Origin of the sequence: Terrabacter terrigena, assembly GCF_042676085.1 — a bacterium.
In the GTDB taxonomy this organism is placed as follows: domain Bacteria; phylum Actinomycetota; class Actinomycetes; order Actinomycetales; family Dermatophilaceae; genus Terrabacter; species Terrabacter terrigena.
Genome location: NZ_JBHTKH010000027.1, coordinates 1 through 17,595, shown reverse-complemented (window position 1 = coordinate 17,595; position 17,595 = coordinate 1). Strand labels below are relative to the sequence as shown.

14 protein-coding genes are annotated in these 17,595 nt (G+C 71.2%); 8 read left to right on the top strand and 6 right to left on the bottom strand.

The genetic code is table 11. From position 1 onward, the window contains the following. Nucleotides 1-159 precede the first annotated feature (159 nt). Nucleotides 160-954 (top strand): SDR family NAD(P)-dependent oxidoreductase, encoded by a 795-nt coding sequence (locus ACFQ2V_RS21050; protein ID WP_386054952.1) that lies wholly within the window; start codon nt 160-162, stop codon nt 952-954. A gap of 4 nt (nt 955-958) precedes the next feature. On the opposite strand, the gene ACFQ2V_RS21045 is transcribed toward ACFQ2V_RS21050, so the two are convergent. Both ACFQ2V_RS21045 and ACFQ2V_RS21040 read right to left on the bottom strand, forming a co-directional pair. After that, entirely contained in the window at nt 959-1,459 is a 501-nt protein-coding gene (locus ACFQ2V_RS21045; protein ID WP_386054950.1) for a hypothetical protein, read from the bottom strand. Further along, nucleotides 1,456-1,944 carry an acyl-CoA thioesterase gene (locus ACFQ2V_RS21040; protein ID WP_386054948.1) on the bottom strand — a complete coding sequence of 163 codons (489 nt, stop codon included), beginning with the start codon at nt 1,942-1,944 and terminating at the stop codon, nt 1,456-1,458. The genes ACFQ2V_RS21045 and ACFQ2V_RS21040 overlap by 4 nt, the downstream gene beginning before the upstream one ends. Nucleotides 1,945-2,010: 66 nt before the next feature. On the opposite strand from ACFQ2V_RS21040, the gene ACFQ2V_RS21035 reads away from it, so the two are divergent. From ACFQ2V_RS21035 to ACFQ2V_RS21025, 3 genes are all read left to right on the top strand, one after another. Further along, complete coding sequence (locus ACFQ2V_RS21035) at nt 2,011-5,454, top strand: DEAD/DEAH box helicase (RefSeq protein WP_386054946.1); 3,444 nt, start codon at nt 2,011-2,013, stop codon at nt 5,452-5,454. A 43-nt stretch (nt 5,455-5,497) separates the two neighbouring features. Further along, nucleotides 5,498-5,968 (top strand): heme-degrading domain-containing protein, encoded by a 471-nt coding sequence (locus tag ACFQ2V_RS21030; protein ID WP_386054944.1) that lies wholly within the window; start codon nt 5,498-5,500, stop codon nt 5,966-5,968. A 129-nt stretch (nt 5,969-6,097) separates the two neighbouring features. Continuing rightward, on the top strand, nt 6,098-6,742 hold the full coding sequence (locus ACFQ2V_RS21025; protein ID WP_386054942.1) for a superoxide dismutase: 645 nt from the start codon (nt 6,098-6,100) through the stop codon (nt 6,740-6,742). A gap of 66 nt (nt 6,743-6,808) precedes the next feature. Here the strand turns inward: ACFQ2V_RS21025 and galK are convergent, their stop codons facing one another. The 4 genes from galK to ACFQ2V_RS21005 are packed head-to-tail and all read right to left on the bottom strand — an operon-like array spanning nt 6,809 to nt 11,863. Next, entirely contained in the window at nt 6,809-7,966 is a 1,158-nt protein-coding gene (gene galK, locus ACFQ2V_RS21020; RefSeq protein ID WP_386054972.1) for a galactokinase, read from the bottom strand. After that, nucleotides 7,966-9,093 (bottom strand): galactose-1-phosphate uridylyltransferase, encoded by a 1,128-nt coding sequence (gene galT / locus ACFQ2V_RS21015; RefSeq protein WP_386054940.1) that lies wholly within the window; start codon nt 9,091-9,093, stop codon nt 7,966-7,968. The genes galK and galT overlap by 1 nt, the downstream gene beginning before the upstream one ends. Beyond that, entirely contained in the window at nt 9,090-9,869 is a 780-nt protein-coding gene (locus tag ACFQ2V_RS21010; RefSeq protein WP_386054938.1) for a DeoR/GlpR family DNA-binding transcription regulator, read from the bottom strand. Before ACFQ2V_RS21010 ends, galT begins: the two co-directional genes overlap by 4 nt. A gap of 2 nt (nt 9,870-9,871) precedes the next feature. Next, on the bottom strand, nt 9,872-11,863 hold the full coding sequence (locus ACFQ2V_RS21005; RefSeq protein ID WP_386054936.1) for a beta-galactosidase: 1,992 nt from the start codon (nt 11,861-11,863) through the stop codon (nt 9,872-9,874). Between the two features lie 268 nt (nt 11,864-12,131). On the opposite strand from ACFQ2V_RS21005, the gene ACFQ2V_RS21000 reads away from it, so the two are divergent. The 4 genes from ACFQ2V_RS21000 to ACFQ2V_RS20985 are packed head-to-tail and all read left to right on the top strand — an operon-like array spanning nt 12,132 to nt 17,522. Then, the gene (locus ACFQ2V_RS21000) at nt 12,132-13,484 is read left to right on the top strand and encodes an ABC transporter substrate-binding protein (RefSeq protein WP_386054934.1); all 1,353 of its coding nucleotides are present in this window, start codon (nt 12,132-12,134) and stop codon (nt 13,482-13,484) included. Between the two features lie 13 nt (nt 13,485-13,497). Continuing rightward, complete coding sequence (locus tag ACFQ2V_RS20995; RefSeq protein ID WP_386054933.1) at nt 13,498-14,391, top strand: carbohydrate ABC transporter permease; 894 nt, start codon at nt 13,498-13,500, stop codon at nt 14,389-14,391. Nucleotide 14,392: 1 nt separating this feature from the next. Next, the gene (locus tag ACFQ2V_RS20990) at nt 14,393-15,319 is read left to right on the top strand and encodes a carbohydrate ABC transporter permease (RefSeq protein ID WP_386054931.1); all 927 of its coding nucleotides are present in this window, start codon (nt 14,393-14,395) and stop codon (nt 15,317-15,319) included. A 1-nt stretch (nt 15,320) separates the two neighbouring features. Then, nucleotides 15,321-17,522 (top strand): alpha-galactosidase, encoded by a 2,202-nt coding sequence (locus tag ACFQ2V_RS20985; RefSeq protein ID WP_386054929.1) that lies wholly within the window; start codon nt 15,321-15,323, stop codon nt 17,520-17,522. Nucleotides 17,523-17,595: the final 73 nt, after the last annotated feature.

Here is a 17,595-nt window from a genome sequence, read left to right as displayed (position 1 = left end):
CCTTGCCGAGGGGGAAACGCCCGGTGAATTCCAGTAGAACGTGGTCGAAGTGTCTTCGCGACTCGGAAGTAGCGACCATCGGACGTTGGTGCTAGTACCGGGCGTGACGGATCCGTCATGGGCCTCGGGGGCCTGCCCGCAGGCCCTAGGGTCGGCTGTATGCCGCCTCGTTCCCCCAGTCGTGTCCTCGTCACCGGCGCCGCCTCCGGTCTCGGCCTGTCGCTCGTGCGCGCCCTCGCCGCCCGCGGCGACCGCGTGCTCGCGACGGACGTCCAGACGGGTCGGCCGGACGCCCTCCCGCCGGCTGTCGAGTACCTCGCGCTCGACGTGCGCAGCGACGAGGCGTGGACGGCGGCGCTCGACCACGTGCGCGAGACCTGGGGCGGCCTCGACCTGCTCGTCAACAACGCCGGTGTCGCCGCGGGAGGCCGCATCGACGTGGCGAGCATGGACGAGTGGCACTGGATCGTCGACATCAACCTGCTCGGCGTCGTGCGCGGCTGTCGCACCTTCACTCCCCTCTTCAAGGAGCAGGGCGGCGGGCACATCGTCAACACGGCCTCCCTGGCCGGGCTCGTGCACGCGCCCGGCATGTCGGCCTACAACACGGTCAAGGCCGGGGTCGTCGCCCTGAGCGAGACCCTCTCGCACGAGCTGGCACCGCACGGCGTCGCCGTCTCGGTCGTCTGCCCGTCGTTCTTCCGGACGAACCTCGGCGCCTCGTTCCAGGGTGCCGACACCGAGATGGAGCAGGCCGGCAAGAAGCTGGTGAGCGGCTCGAGACGCTCGGCCGACGAGGTCGCGGCTACCGTCATCCGCGGCATCGATGCCCGCAAGGACGTCATCCTGACCGATCGCGACGGCCAGATCGCTTGGCGTGCAAAACGATTCGTGCGGCCGGCCTACACGGCCGTCATGAAGCGGGCGGCACGGCGGGTCGCCCAGGGCCGCTGAGCGGCTAGCGTCTCGTTGCCCGCCTGACGTCGACCTCGGCCGGCGATCCGGCACCCAGCACGCCCTCGAGACTCGCCCGGAGCAGCCCCGCCGCGGCGGGGTCGCCGACGGCGAAGGTGCGGCTGAGGTCCGGTTCGCCGTCGGGCTCCCAGCCGAGCCCGACGAGGGCTCGCAGCTGTTCGCCCGTCAGGTCGGTGAGCCCCTCGAACTCCGTGTCGGCGATGCACTCCATGGCGAGCACCTCGCCGACGCGCCGGGCCTGCACGAAGACGTCGGGGACCGGGGCCGGTTCGCCGCCCGGGCCGCGGGTGCGGCGCCACCTGCGCTGGCGCGACGGGGCCTGCTCGGCGGCATACGTGCTCGAAGCCCGAGACCGCAGGTGGACGGTGAAGGTCACCCACTCGTCGTCGGCGAGCGCGGCGAGGTCGGCCGCGACCCGGGTGGTCCAGGCCTCCCACGTCTCGTCGAGAGGGTCGAGGTGGTCGCGCGTGACGTCGCCGGTCATGCCGGCACCGGTACCACCGCCGTCTCCATGAGGCGGCGCAGGTGGTCGGGGATCGGGGTGGAGCGACGCGTCGTGGCGTCGATCTCGACGTGGACCCAGTGGCCGAGGGCCTTGATGGCAGGGTCCGGTGCCGGGCCACCGCCCGTGCCGGTGCGCTGCGGGTCGACGAAGAGGCCCAGCTGGTAGGTGACGCTGCTCGTGCCGATGCGCGTCACGCGGATGCCGACGACGAGCGGGGCCGGGAAGGCGACCTCGGCGTAGAAGGCGCAGCCCGACTCGGCCACGACGCCCTGGGTGGCGTCGGTCAGCGGGTCGATGGCCACGTGCTCGGCCTGCCAGCCGTTGATGGCGGAGTCGAACAGCTCGTAGTAGACGGCGTTGTTGAGGTGGCCGTACATGTCGTTGTCGGACCACCGGGTCGTGACCCGCCGGTGGACCGGGAAGTCCGCGAGCGTCAGGTCGCGGGGGTCGGGAGTGCCGGGCATGGCCCCATCCTGCCCGAGCCTGGGGACGGCGCCGCCGGTGTCGGTGCGCGAACGTAGAGTGCTGAGGTGGCGTGGAGCGTGGGGCGGGCGACGTGGGTCGGTGACGTCACCGACCCCGACATCTCGCAGCAGGTCGGCACGCGCACCTTCGACCGCGGCCGGGCGTATGCCGCCGAGCGCCGCGTGCGCTCGCTGGCGACCCGTCCCGACGGGATGATGCTCCTCGGCACCATCGAGGGCGGCGGCTCCGGGCAGGACCAGACGACCTACCAGACGATCATCGAGGCCCGACCGCACCCGAAGGGCCGCGCGCACCTGTGGAGCGGCCGGTGCAGCTGCCCCGTCGGCAGCGACTGCAAGCACGTCGTCGCCCTCATGCTCACGGCCCGCGACGTCGCCCACGGCACCGTGCTCGGGCCACCCGACGACGAGGCGCCGACGACGGCCGACGACACCGCTGCCGCCGTGCAGGCCGTGACCTCGCCGGGCGTCGTCGTGCCCCCGCACTGGGCCGACGTGCTCGGGCACATCCGGCAGCGTCGGGTCGAGGCCGCCCCCACAGCCTCGCGCCCCGAGCCACGTGGCGACCTCATGCCCGCCGGGCTCTTCGTCGACACCGTCTACCGCGACCAGCGCGGGCGCCGGGGCGTGCCCGAGCTGAGCTACGGCCTGCGTCCCACGCGCTGGACCCGCGCCGGCACGTGGCACCGCACCCTGTCGTGGCACGACGCCCTGCCGCAGTGGCGTCCCGGCATCCGCTTCCTGCCCGAGCACGAGCGCATCATGGGCCGGCTCCACGACGTCGCCCGCCACGGCTCGGGCGGCACGACCTACTTCTCCGCCACGCCGCCGCTCTCCCTCGACGCGAGCGCGGACGTGTGGCCACTGCTGCGCGATGCGCGTGCCGCGGGCATCGAGATCCTGCCCGGCGAGGGCGTCACCGGCCCGGTCCACGTCGTCGACGATGCCGCCACCCTCGTGCTCCACGTCAGGCGGGCCGCCGACGGCACGGGCGACCTCGACCTCGACGTGGAGATCGACGGGCTCCCGCCCGAGGCGACCGGCGAGCGGCTCCTGCTGGGCGACCCCGTGCACGCCCTGGCCGTCGAGGGAGAGGACGGCGAGCTCACCTTCGTGCCGCTCGAGCAGGAGCTCGACCTCGGACCCGCGGCCCTCGAGTCGGCGCTCGCCGGCCTGCGGGTGCCGGCCGACGAGCGCGCCCGCTTCCTGCGCTCCGTGGTGCCGGGCCTGCGGCAGCGGCTGCGCATCCGCTCCGAGGTGCCGCTGCCGGCGCCCGAGGTGGCGCAGGCCGCTCAGCCCGAGCGGGTCACGGTCCACGTCAGGGTCGTCAGCGACGTGCCGGGGGAGGTGCGCCTCGACCTCGGCCACGCCTACGACGGCCGCCCCCGTCCCTTCACGACGGCACGGTTCGGCACCGCGGGTGGCCGCGACCGAGACGCCGAGGCCGCCGCGGTGCGGGCGGCGACCTCACTGCGCCAGGTGCCGGGGGCGCTGCGCTCCGACCTCGGCGGCCACCCCTACCTCGTGCCCCGGGTGGTGCTGACCGGGCTGCAGGCGGCCCGCTTCGTCGGCGACACCCTCGCCGAGCTCGAGTCGGACGAGCACGTCACCGTCGAGGTCGAGGGCGACCTGCCGCCCTACGAGGAGGTCACCTCGGCGCCGGTCGTGCGGCTCGGCACGGGCGAGCCGCAGCACGGGCCGAGCTCCGATCCCGGTGACTGGTTCGACCTGCACGTGTCGGTCGAGGTCGACGGCGAGGACGTCCCCTTCGAACCGCTCTTCGCCGCGATCGCCCGTGGCGACGAGATCATGCTGCTCGACTCCGGCTCGTTCTTCCGGCTCGACCGTCCCGAGCTGCTGCGGCTGCGCGACCTCATCGAGGAGGCCCGCGAGATCGCCGACCCCGAGACCGGCGAGCTGAGGCTCAGCGCCCACCACGCCGACCTGTGGGACGAGCTCGTCGCCCTCGGCGTGGTCGACGAGCAGAGTGCCCGATGGGCCGCGAGCGTCGAGGCCCTCGGTTCGCTCGAGTCAGGCCCGCTCGCCGACGTGCCACCCGACCTCCGGGCGACGCTGCGGCCCTACCAGCTCGACGGCTACCGCTGGCTGGCCCGCCTGTGGGACGCCCGCATCGGCGGCATCCTCGCCGACGACATGGGGCTGGGCAAGACGCTCCAGGTCATCGCGGCCCTCGTGCGCGCCCACGACCGTGGTGAGCTCGGGTCGGCGGGCGCCGAGGCACGCGGGCCGGTGCTCGTCGTCGCCCCGACGAGCGTCGTCGGCACGTGGATGGGCGAGCTCGAGACGTTCGCACCGCACCTCGCGGCGGTGGCGGTCACCGCCACCGAGCGCAAGCGCGGGGTGCCGCTCGCCGACGTCGTCGCCGGTGCCGGGGTCGTCATCACCTCGTATGCCGTCCTGCGCCTCGACGAGGACGCGTTCCGCGGCGTCGGGTGGGGCGGCGTGGTGCTCGACGAGGCGCAGTTCGTCAAGAACCGCCAGGCCAAGACCCACCTCGCGGCGCGACGGCTCGGTGCCCCGTTCACCATCGCCGTCACCGGCACGCCGCTCGAGAACTCCCTCATGGACCTCTGGTCGCTGTTGTCGCTCACCGCTCCCGGCCTCTACCCGCGGCCCGACGTCTTCACGAAGAGCTACCGCAAGCCCATCGAGTCCGGTGAGCGGCCCGAGCTGCTGGACCTCCTGCGGCGGCGCATCCGGCCGCTGATGCTCCGTCGCACGAAGGAGCAGGTCGCGATCGACCTGCCCCCCAAGCAGATCCAGGTGGTGGCCCTCGACCCGCACCCTGTCCACCGGCACATCTACGACCAGCACCTCCAGCGCGAGCGGCAGCGGGTGCTCGGCCTGCTCGACGACCCCGAGGCCAACCGGGTCGCGATCCTCGCGGCGCTCACCAGGCTGCGCCAGCTCGCCCTCGACCCGGTGCTCGTCGACGAGGTGCATGCCGGCAAGGGCACACCGTCGAAGATCGAGTTCCTCGTCGACCAGCTGCGCGAGCTGGCGGCCGAGGGTCACCGGGCACTCGTGTTCAGCCAGTTCACCGGGTTCCTGCGCATCGTCGAGAGCGCCCTGACCCGCGCCGGCCTCGACACGGCCTACCTCGACGGGTCGACGACCGACCGGCAGTCGGTCGTCCGTGGCTTCCGCGAGGGCGACGCGACGGCGTTCCTCATCAGCCTCAAGGCCGGTGGGTTCGGGCTCACGCTCACCGAGGCCGACTACGTCTACGTGCTCGACCCGTGGTGGAACCCCGCCGCCGAGGCCCAGGCCATCGACCGGGCGCACCGCATCGGCCAGAACCGGCCCGTCACCGTCTACCGCCTCGTGTCGGCGGCCACCATCGAGGAGAAGGTCGTCGCCCTCCAGGAGCGCAAGCGCGACCTGTTCCAGCGGGTCGTCGACGAGGGCGGCTCGCTGTCGGGCGCCATCACCGCCGACGACGTGCGCGACCTGCTCGGCCTGCCCTGAGACGCGTGGCGCACCGCGCGGCGCGAGGGGGAGAATCGGGCTCGTGACCCAGAACTTCACGCTCGACGAGCTCGCCGCCCACGAGTCCGCCCTCGTCTTCGACCGGTTCGACGACGACACCGCCTGGCGCCTCGGTGTCGCCCTGCGCGACGCGGCCGTCGCGGCCGGCCACCCCGTGGCGATCTCGATCCGCCGCAACGGTCAGCGGCTCTTCCACGCGGCCCTACCGGGTGCGTCGTGCGACAACGACAGCTGGCTCGAGCGCAAGAGCGCCGTCGTCGACCGCTACGGCCAGTCGTCGCTGCGCGTCGGCGAGGGCTTCCGGGCGAGGGGCAAGTCGTTCGAGGAGGACTCGCGCCTCGACGCGGGCGCGTATGCCGCCCACGGCGGGGCCTTTCCGGTCAACGTGCGTGAGGTCGGCTGCGTCGGCACCATCGCCGTGTCCGGCCTGCCGCAGGTCGAGGACCACCGCCTCGTCGTCGAGGTGCTGCGGACCTTTCTCGAGAAGGCCTGAGCCACAAGGATTTGACCTCGAGCGAGGTTGAGGTCCGAGGGTGGGCCAGTGGGTACGTGACCCACAGCCCGTGCTCACGGACACCACTGTCGACGGCGGTTTGCCCCGGCATAGAGTGGGCGGAGCCGGATGGTCTCCAGAAAGGAACGACAAGTGGCTTACACGCTTCCCGATCTCGACTACGACTACGCAGCCCTCGAGCCGCACATCAGCGCTCGCATCATGGAGCTGCACCACAGCAAGCACCACAAGGCCTACGTCGACGGCGCCAACGCCGCGGTCACCAAGCTCGAGGAGCTTCGTGAGTCGGGCGACTACGCCGCCGTGAACGGCGTCGAGAAGAACCTTGCCTTCCACCTCGGCGGGCACACGAACCACTCCGTCTTCTGGAAGAACATGAGCCCCGACGGTGGCGGCCAGCCCGAGGGCGAGGTCAAGGCCGCGATCGACGAGTACTTCGGCGGCTTCGAGAAGTTCCAGGCGCACTTCAACGCCAACGCCAACGCGATCCAGGGCTCCGGCTGGTCGATCTGGGCCTGGGACACCATCGCGCAGCGGCCGCACATCATGCAGCTGTTCGACCAGCAGGGAAACATCCCCGTCGGCCAGATCCCGCTGCTCCAGCTCGACATGTGGGAGCACGCCTTCTACCTGCAGTACGAGAACGTCAAGGCCGACTACGTCAAGGCCTGGTGGAACGTCGTCAACTGGGAGGACGTCTCGGCCCGCCTCGAGCGCGCCAAGGCGACCTCGGGCCTGATCATCCCGGCCTGAGCCAGCCTGCTCCAGACGCCTCGAGAGGGCGGTCACCCGAGACCGGGTGGCCGCCCTCCGTCGTGCTCAGCGGTCGCGCGCGGCCGGACCTGACGCCGTGACCGTGAACGACTGGGGCGCAGCGAAACCCGCCTCGGCGAAGGCTGCCTCGATCGCCGTCGCGACCGCATCGGCCCGGTCGCTCGGCACGATGGCGATGCACGACCCGCCGAAGCCGCCGCCGGTCATGCGTGCGCCGAGCGCGCCGTGGGCACGCGCCGTGGACGTCGCGACGTCGAGCTCCGCGCACGACACCTCGTAGTCGTCGCGCAGCGAGGCGTGGGACGCGTCGAAGAGGCGGCCGACCTCGGTGAGGTCGTCAGCCTCGAGGGCACGGACCGCAGCCTCCACCCGTTCGATCTCCGTGACGACGTGACGCACACGGCGGCGCACCTCGCCGGGGCTAAGGCGGGCCAGGGCCTCGTCGAGCGCCGTCGGGTCGACCTCGCGCAGCGTCTCGACGCCGAGGTCGCGGGCGGCCTGCTCGCAGGCCCCGCGTCGGGCGGCGTACTGGCCGTCGACGAGGGCGTGCTCGGCGCGGGTGTCGGTGACGAGGAGGACGTGTCCGGCGCCGCCGAGGTCGAAGGGCACCTGGCGGGTGTCGCCCGAACGGCAGTCGAGAAGCAGTGCGGCCCGCTCGTCGCAGAGCAGCGACGCGGACTGGTCCATGCCGCCGGTCGGCGCGCCGGCGATGGTGTTCTCGGCCTCGACGCAGCGGGCGGCGAGGCGGCCGCGCCCGTCGGCGGAGCCGAGCAGCCCGAGGGCGAAGAGGTCGCTGGACGCGGCTGCCACGGCGCACTCCAGAGCGGCCGAGCTGGACAGGCCGGCGCCGAGGGGCACGGTCGAGTCGACGAGCACGTCGAGGCCGCCGACCTCGAGCCCGTCCTTCGCAAGCGCCCACAGCACACCGGCGACGTATGCGCTCCAGCCACCGGGCCGCTCGGGCGAGATCTCGTCGAGCGAGACCTCGACGACGCCGTCCTGCTGGGCCGACGCCATGCGAAGCACTCCGTCGCCGCTACGGGACACGGCGGCATACGTCCTCTGCGGCAAGGCGATCGGCAGGCAGAGACCACCGTTGTAGTCGGTGTGCTCGCCGATGAGGTTGACCCGCCCGGGTGCCGACCACACGCCCGTCGGCGCTGCACCGAAGATGCGCTCGAAGTCGGCGGCGAGCCGGTCGATCACGGAGCGACCTCACGCAGCCGCGCGGCTGCATGCTCGGGCGCGACGTCGTTGACCCAGCCGCCGACGCCCGACTCGGAGCCGGCGAGGTACTTCAGCCGGCCGGGACCACGCAGCACCGACATGAGCTGCAGGTGCAGCCGCGAGACGTCACGACCGGTCTTGGCCGGCGCCTGCTGCCAGGCAGCGATGTAGGGCAGCCTGACGGGCGAGCCGTCCTCGGCGACGTAGTAGCGGTCGAGCCGTCCCAGCAGGTCGCGGTAGACCACGGCGAGCTCGTCGCGCTCGTCGTCGTCGAGCGCCACGAGGTCGGGCACGTCGCGGTGCGGGGCCAGGTGCACCTCGACGGGCCAACGCGCCGCGAAGGGCACGTATGCCGTCCAGTGCGTCCCCGAGATGACCACCCGTGAGCCGTCGGCCCGCTCGGCCGCGAGGATGTCGGCGCCGAGGAGCCGGCCGGTGCGCTCGTGGTGGCGACGAGCCGCCCCGAGCAAGGCCTTGGTGCGGTCGGGCACGTAGGGGTAGGCGTAGATCTGGCCGTGCGGGTGGGGGAGCGTCACGCCGATCTCGCGGCCGCGGTTCTCGAACGCGAAGACCTGCTCGACCTCGGGGATGGCCCCGAGTGCCTCGGTGCGCTGCGCCCACGTGTCGATGACGGTGCGCACCCGCTCGACCGGCAGGTCCTTGAACGACGCCTCGTGGTCACTCGTGAAGCAGACGACCTCGCACCGCCCGACGGCCGGGCGGGTGCCGAAGATGCCCGAGGGGTCGGGTACGTCGCTCCCGAGGGAGGTGACGGCGTACGAGGGAAAGCGGTTCTCGAAGACGACGACCTGGTAGTCGCTCTCGGGGATCTCCGACGGCACGGAGCCGTGGCCGGCGGGGCAGAGCGGGCACTCGTCCTTCGGCGGCATGAAGGTGCGGTGCTGGCGGTGCGCTGCGACCGCCACCCAGTCGTCGACGAGCGCGTCGTGGCGCACCTCGCCGGACCGGACGCGCGGCTCGACGGGACGCTGGTCCTCGGCCGTACGCTCCGGGGTGCCCGGCTCGTCGACGTAGATGATCTCGCGGCCGTCGGCCAGCTGCCTCGTCGTCATGCGGCTCGTCGTGCGGCTCGGGGTGGTCACGGGGTCTCCACGGTCTCGAGGGAGCCGACGACCTCGCGCAGGGTCTCGCGAGCCCGGCCGGGCAGTCCGACGTCGGTGACGAACAGGTCGACCTCCGCCAGGTCGGCGAAGGTGCTGAGGCCCACCGTGCCCCACTTCGAGGAGTCGGCGAGGACGCAGACGTGGCGCGCGGACGCGACGAGCGCTCGGTTGGTCTCGGACTCGACGAGGTTGGGGGTGGTCAGGCCGCTGCGGTCGTCGACGCCGTGTGCGCCGAGGAAGAGCAGGTCGACGTGGAGCGCACGCAGGGCGGCGACGGCCACCGGCCCGACGAGCGCGTCGGACGGTGTGCGCACCCCGCCCGTGAGGATGACGGTCTGGCCCGGCGCGCCCGACTCGTGCAGCAGCTGCGCCACGGGCACCGAGTTCGTGACGACGGTCAGCTGTGGCACGTCCTTGACGGCGCGCGCGAGCTCGTAGGTGGTGGTGCCGGCCGAGATCCCGATGGCGCTGCCCGCCTCGACCCGGCGAGCCGCCGCCCTCGCGATCGCCTGCTTCTGCGCGAGCTGCAGCAGCGACTTGGCGGAGAAGCCCGGCTCCTCGCTGCTGCGCGAGTCGCCGAGCGCGAGCGCGCCGCCGTGCACGCGCTCAAGCAGCCCGTCGCTCGACAGCCGCTCGATGTCGCGACGGATCGTCATGTCGGAGACCCCGAGGCGCTCGACGAGGTCGGAGACCTTCACGGCTCCCGACTCCTCGACCAGCTCGAGGATGACCGAGCGTCGTTGGCTGGCAAGCATTTTCACTCCTGCCTGATCACGGCGGTGGCGCCGGCGGCGAGCCGGACGGAGCCGTCGACGGCGGCGGCCGTGACGAGGTCGTACCCGCTGGCCGCCACAGTCTGCTCCGTGTCGGTGTGGTTGAGCAGGAAGAGCCAGGACTGCGTGCCGTCGCTGCGCCGGGTGGCCTCGACACCACGCGGGAGGTCCGCCACGGCGGGCTCGACGGAGGCGGCGGACAGGACGTCGTCGAGGAGGGTCCCGAGAGTGGCGTCGTCAGGGAGGGTGCTGAGGTACCACGCAGCTCCGCCGCCGACGTCGCGACGCGTGACCGCGGGGCGACCCGCGAGGGGCCCGCCGGCATACGTGGTCAGCACCTCGGTGCCCGGCAGGGTGGTCACGTCCTCACTCCACCACGTGCCGGTGCCGTCGGCGAGGGCGACGTCGCTGTCGGGACCGAGCGGGAAGAACTCCTCGACGCGGACGCCGAGCAGGTCACGGAACGCGCCGGGGTAGCCGCCGAGGCGCACGTGGTCGTTCTCGTCGCTGATGCCGGAGAAGTACGTGACGACAACCTGGGCGCCTGCCTCGGCCGCGGCCGCGACGGCCGCCGCGTGCGCGTCGGTGACGAGGTAGAGCTGCGGCACCACGACGACGGCGTAGGCCGTGAGGTCGGCCGACGGGTGCACGACGTCGCAGGTGACGCCGCGGTCGTGCAGCAGGCGGTGGATCGTGTGCGCCGCCTCCTGTGCGTCGAGCTCGGTGCTCGGCATGCACGGGCCCTCCGCGGCCCAGATCGCCTGGTAGTCGTGCAGGAGGGCGACCTTCGCTTCGACCCGGCTGCCGACCAGCTCGCCGAGGCGACCGGCGATGCGACCGAGCTCCTCGACCTCGCGGAACCGGGCGCTGTCGGCACCGGCGTGCGGCACGACGGCGCTGTGGAACTTCTCCGACCCGGCCCGCGACTGCCGCCACTGGAACCAGCCGATCGTGTCGGCGCCACGGGCCACGTGGGCGAGCGCGTCGCGGATCGTCTGGCCGGGGGACTTGGCGTGGTTGGTCGGCTGCCAGTTGACCGCGCTCGTCGAGTGCTCCATGAGCATCCACGGGGCACCGCCGGCGAGGCCGCGGGTGAGGTCGCCGCTGAAGGCGAGCTCGGAGCGCGGGTGCTCGAGGCTGTCGACGATGTAGTGGTCGGTGCTGACGACGTCGACCGTCGGCGTCCACTGCGCGTAGTCGAGGTGGCGGAAGTGGTCGAGCGTCATGAAGTTCGTCGTCACCGGGACGCCGGGGGACAGCTCGTCGAGCACGGCGCGCTCGGCCCGCATGAAGTCGAGCAGCGCATCGGAGGAGAACCGCTTGTAGTCGAGGACGTGCGTCGGGTTGTTGAACGTCGTCGAGCGGCGCGGCGGCAGCACCTGGTCCCACGCCGTGTAGCGCTGGCTCCAGAAGGCCGTTCCCCACGCGTCGTTGAGGGCGTCGAGGGTCGTGTAGCGACGCTCGAGCCACGTGCGGAAGTGGCGGGCGCACTCGTCGCAGTAGCAGGGGAGGTTGTGGCAGGCGTACTCGTTGGAGACGTGCCACATCGCGAGGGCGGGGTGCTCGTGGTAGCGCGTCGCCATCTGGCGGGTGAGGGCCAGGGCATACTCACGGAAGACGGGGGAGGTCGGGCACCACGCCTGCCGGCTGCCCGGCCACAGCGTGTGGCCGTCGACGTCGACGGGCAGGATCTCGGGGTGCGCCGCCGAGAGCCACGGCGGCGGGGTGGCTGTCGCGGTGGCGAGGTCTACCGCGACCCCGCCGGCGTGCAGCTTGTCCATGATCACGTCGAGCCACTCGAACTCGTACTCGCCCTTGGCCGGCTCGAGCCAGCTCCACGAGAAGATCCCGAGGCTGACGAACGAGATGTTCGCGCGGCGCATGAGGTCGACGTCCTCGTCCCACACGGAGCGTGGCCACTGCTCGGGGTTGTAGTCGCCACCGAGTGCCAGGGTCTTCGTCGGCCATGAGCGCATGGCACACAGACTGTCGGGCCGCGGTGGGCGATGTCAACAATTTCGAACACATCGGTCCGAGGAGCGGACGGTGTGGCCCTGTCGGCGCGGTGCGGAGCGTATTGGCTTGGGTTTCAGTTCCGTTGCGGACACGAAGGAGGGTGGACAGACCCCTTGACAGCACGGTGCCCACCTCGACATCCTCTGTTTGTTGTTGGAGGTTTCTGGTGGTGGATGTTGGAATCCGTTGCCTCTGACACATTCCCGCACAGCGTCAAAGGAGACCGCAATGACCCGCCCCACGAGTGAGGCCGAGTACCTCGCGCGTATGGTTCCCCCCTCCGTCCGCGGCGTCGACCGTCGGACCCTGCTGCGTGGCGCCCTCGGCGTCGGCGCCCTCCTCGGAGCAGGTGGCCTCGCGGCCTGCGGCAACGGCGGCACCAGCGGCCAAGGTGTCCCGACCGGTGCCGTGACCGGCACGGTGACCGTGGGCTCCAACCAGTCCGACGCCGTCCCGAAGGCGGCCGTCAAGGCGTACATGGACGCGTTCTCGAAGGCGAACGCCGGCACGACGGTCAAGATCAACACCGTCGACCACAACACCTTCCAGGAGAACATCAACAACTACCTGCAGGGCTCGCCCGACGACGTCTTCACGTGGTTCGCCGGCTACCGCATGCAGTTCTTCGCGCAGAAGGGCCTCGTCGGCGACATCTCCGACGTGTGGGCCAACATGCAGGGCATGAGCGACGCCATGAAGAAGGCGTCGACGGCCGAGGACGGGAAGCAGTACTTCGTGCCGATCACCAACTACCCGTGGGCGATCTTCTACCGCAAGAGCGTCTTCCAGGAGAAGGGCTACGAGGTCCCCAAGACCCTCGACGACCTCACCGCCCTCGGTGCCAAGATGAAGAAGGACGGCCTCGACCCGATCGCCTTCGGCGACAAGGACGGCTGGCCCGCCATGGGCACCTTCGACCAGCTCAACCTGCGCGTCAACGGCTACGACTTCCACGTCAGCCTGATGGCGGGCAAGGAGGCGTGGACCGACCCCAAGGTCAAGAAGGTCTTCGACACGTGGGCCGGGATCCTGCCGCTCCACCAGGCCGACTCGCTCGGACGCACGTGGCAGGAGGCGGCCCAGTCGCTCCAGCAGAAGAAGTCCGGCATGTACCTCCTCGGCGCGTTCGTCGCCCAGCAGTTCGGGAAGGGCGCCGAGCAGGACGACCTCGACTTCTTCACCTTCCCCGAGGTCGACTCCACGATCGGCACCGACGCCATCGAGGCCCCCATCGACGGCTACATGATGAGCGCCCGCCCGAAGAACGAGGGCGCGGCCAAGAAGCTGCTCCAGTACATCTCGCAGCCCGAGGCGCAGCTGCTCGCCCTCAAGGCCGACCCCAGCGTCATCGCGACCAACGACAAGGCAGACACGAGCGGCTACACGGCCCTCCAGAAGAAGTCGGCCGAGTTCGTGAAGTCCGCCAAGTCGATCGCCCAGTTCATGGACCGCGACACGCGACCCGACTTCGCGTCGACGGTCATGATCCCGGCCATCCAGGACTTCATCAAGAACCCCAAGGACGTCGACGGCATCCTGACGAAGGTCGAGGCCCAGAAGAAGAGCATCTTCGCTTCCTGAGGAGGCACCTGCCATGGCGACCACCCGAAAGTACAAGGGGATCGACCAGCTCTCAGGCCGCGACAGGATCGTCGTCGCCCTGATGGTGGTCGTGCCCACCCTCATCGTCCTGTGGCTCGTCTGGCTCCCGGCGATCGGCTCGGTCCTGCTCTCGTTCACCAACTGGGACGGGATTGGGCCGCTCTCCGGCATCAAGACGGTCGGCCTCAAGAACTACCAGGACATCGCGACGATCTACCCGCCGTTCTGGCCGGCGATCCAGCACAACCTCATCTGGCTCGCGGTGCTGTTCTTCGTGGCGACGCCGCTCGGCATGCTCTTCGCCGTGCTCATCGACCGCGGGGCCGCGGGCTCACGCTTCTACCAGACGAGCATCTACCTGCCGGTCGTGCTGTCTCTGGCCCTCATCGGCTTCATCTGGCAGCTCATCTACTCGCGTGACCAGGGACTCATCAACGCTGTGACGGGAGGGTCGACGGACTGGTACGGCGACCCGGACGTCAACCTCTGGGCCGCCCTCGTCGCGGCGAGCTGGAGACACGCGGGCTACATCATGCTGCTCTACCTGGCCGGCCTCAAGGGCGTCGACCCGTCGCTGCGCGAGGCGGCCAAGGTCGACGGCGCGAGCGAGCGAACGACGTTCTTCCGTGTCGTGTTCCCCGTCATGCGCCCGATCAACATCATCGTGCTCGTCGTCACCTTCATCGAGGGGCTGCGCGCGTTCGACCTCGTCTGGGTGATCAACAAGGGCCGCAACGGCCTCGAGCTCATATCCACGCTCGTCACGCAGAACGTCGTCGGCGAGGCGAGCCGCATCGGCTTCGGGTCGGCCCTCGCGACGATCATGCTGCTCATCTCGAGCGTGCTCGTCTTCGTCTACCTGCGCATCGCCATGAAGGAGGACTGAGATGTCCGACCAGACACTGACGTCCAACCCCGTCGAGGCCCGCGAGACAGCGCTGCTCAAGCCGCGCGAAGGGGGTGTCCGGTCCGGCCGCCGATGGTTCCTCCCGGTGGTGCTGACCGTCGTCTCGCTCATCTGGCTCGGCCCCCTCGTGCTGGCCCTCGTCAACTCGTTCCGTGACTACGCGTACACGGCGAAGAACGGCTACATCTCGTGGGGAGGCTTCACGCTCGACAACTACAAGAACGCCTGGGACCAGGGCGACTTCGGGCTGCACTTCTGGAACTCGGCGATCATCACGGTGCCGGCAGTGATCCTGACGCTCTTCCTCTCGGCCTGCATCGCGTTCGTCGTCGCTCGTTTCTCCTGGAGGATCAACGTCGCGCTGCTCGGCTTCTTCATGGCCGCGAACCTGCTGCCGCCGCAGGCGCTGCTCATCCCGGTCTACCGGATGTTCCGGTCGATCGAGGTGCCGTTCTGGTTCAGCGAGTCGGGCACCTTGCTCAACAGCTTCCAGGGGCTCATCCTCGTGAACGTGGCCTTCCAGACCGGGTTCTGCGCCTTCGTGCTCAGCAACTACATGAAGGCGCTGCCCAAGGAGCTCTACGAGTCGGCCGTCATCGACGGCGCGAGCGTGACGCGCCAGTTCTTCCAGATCACGCTGCCACTCTGCCGACCCGCTCTCGCTGCCCTGGCGGTGCTTCAGACGACGTGGATCTACAACGAGTTCTTCTGGGCCACGGTGCTGCTCCAGCAGGGTGACAAGTTCCCGGTGACGAGCTCGCTCAACAACCTCCGTGGCCAGTTCTTCACCGACAACAACCTGGTCGCCGCCGGGTCGATGATCGTCGCGATCCCGACCCTGGTGATCTTCTTCGTGCTCCAACGACACTTCGTGGCGGGCCTGACGCTCGGCGCGACCAAGGGATGACGTGACCGACCAGACCCCACGCACCACTTCGTCCATCGTCCACATCGAGTCCGCCGGGACCGCGCTCGTGCTCGAGCCGCGCCCCGGCGGCTCGGGGCTGCCGGAGGTGATCCACTGGGGCCCGGCGCTCGAGGGCGGGGCGAGCACGTATGCCGCCCTGTCGGCGATCACGCTGGCACCCGTCGGCCACAGCGCCCTCGACGAGCCGTGGCCGCTCACGCTGCTCCCGGGCGAGGCGGACGGCTGGTCGGGCACGCCCGGCTGGGCCGGCCACCGCGCCGGCGGCTCCGGCGCGGTGCGCTGGCTCGACGTGACCTGCGAGGCGGAGGGCGCGACGGTCGTCACGCGCGCGAGCTCACCGGACGGCATACGGCTCGAGCTGCGGCACGCCCTCGACGAGCACGGGGTGCTGCGGGTCGACGCGTCGGTGACGAGCACCAGCGACGACGCGGCGCCGCTCGACGTCTCGGCGCTGCGCGCGATCCTGCCCCTGCCGCTGCGCGCCGACGAGGTGCTCGACCTCACCGGCCGCTGGTGCCGCGAGCGCTCACCGCAGCGCAGCCACCTCGACCACGGGACGCACCTGCGGGCGAGCCGCCGCGGCCGCACCGGCCACGACGCGACCCTTCTGATGATGGCCGGCACGCGCGGGTTCGACTGGCGCACGGGCGAGGTCTGGGCCGTGCACACCGCGTGGAGCGGCAACCACGAGCACCTCGTCGAGGCCCTGCCCGAGGGCGCGGGACGCCACCACGCCGTCATCGGTGGCGGCGAGCTGCTCGCGCCGGGCGAGGTCCGCCTCGCGCGGGGGGAGTCGTATGCCGCCCCGACGGTCGTCTTCGTCCACTCGACCGAGGGCCTCGACGGGCTCTCGCGGCGCCTGCACCGCAGCCTCCGGTCCCGTGCCGGCCACCCCTCGCGGCCGCGGCCCGTCGTGCTCAACACGTGGGAGGCCGTCTACTTCGAGACCGACCTCGACCACCTGAAGTCCTTGGCCGACACGGCATCCCGCATCGGTGTGGAGCGCTTCGTCCTCGACGACGGCTGGTTCGGCGGCCGCCGCCACGACCGCGCCGGCCTCGGTGACTGGGTCGTCTCGACCGACGTGTGGCCAGAGGGCATGGGCCCGCTCGTCGACCACGTCAAGGGACTCGGTCTCGAGTTCGGGCTGTGGTTCGAGCCCGAGATGGTCAACGAGGACAGCGACCTCGTGCGCGCCCACCCCGAGTGGGTGCTGCGCCCGGCCGCCGGCTCGCCGCGCGAGTGGCGCTGGCAGCAGCTGCTCGACCTGACGAACGACGCCGCCCGTGAGCAGCTGCTCGAGCGGATCAGCGGGCTCGTCGCCGACATCGGCATCGACTACATCAAGTGGGACCACAACCGCGACCTGCTCGAGGCGGTGCACACGGTCGACGGGCCCGGTGGTCGGCTCGTCGACGCCCCCGCGGTCCACGCCCACACGCTGGCCTTCTACCGCCTGCTCGACGACCTCCGGGCGCGCCACCCCCGCCTCGAGATCGAGTCGTGCAGCAGCGGCGGGGCACGTGTCGACCTGGCGGTGCTCGACCGCACCGACCGCATCTGGACGAGCGACTGCAACGACGCCCTCGAGCGGGCGAACATCCAGCGCTGGACGAGCCTGCTCGTGCCGGCCGAGCTGATGGGCACCCACGTCGGCCCGGGCACGGCCCACACGACGCACCGGACGCTGGACCTCGGCTTCCGCATGCTCATGGCCCTGCAGGGCCACCCCGGCCTCGAGTGGGACATCACGACGTGCTCCGCCGGGGAGCTCGAAGCCCTCACGGCGTGGACGTCGCTCGCGCGGGAGCTGCGACCGCTGCTCCACACGGGCGACCTGGTGCGGTCCGAGACCCCCGACGGCACGCTGCAGGTGACCGGAACCGTCGACGCCGACCGCGGCCACGCGGTCTACAGCGTGGCCCGCCTCATGACGGGCCGCGACGCCGTGACCGGGTCGGTGCCGCTGCCGGGCCTCGACCCCACGAGGTCGTATGCCGTCCGCGTCCGCCCGGAGGCGGGGCTGCCGGCCGTCGTGCAGAACACCTACCCGGCCTGGTGGGGGCGTGCGCTCGAGGGCGACGGGCTCGTCGTGCCGGGAGCGGTGCTGACCGAGGTCGGCCTACCGGTTCCGGTGATCGGCCCCGCCCAGGGCTACCTCCTCGACCTCCGCGCCCTCTAGCTGTGATGTCCAGCCAGGTTGTCCAGCCTGGTGATGGGTGCGACTTTCCCGATCGCTGAGTGGGGCCGGTGGT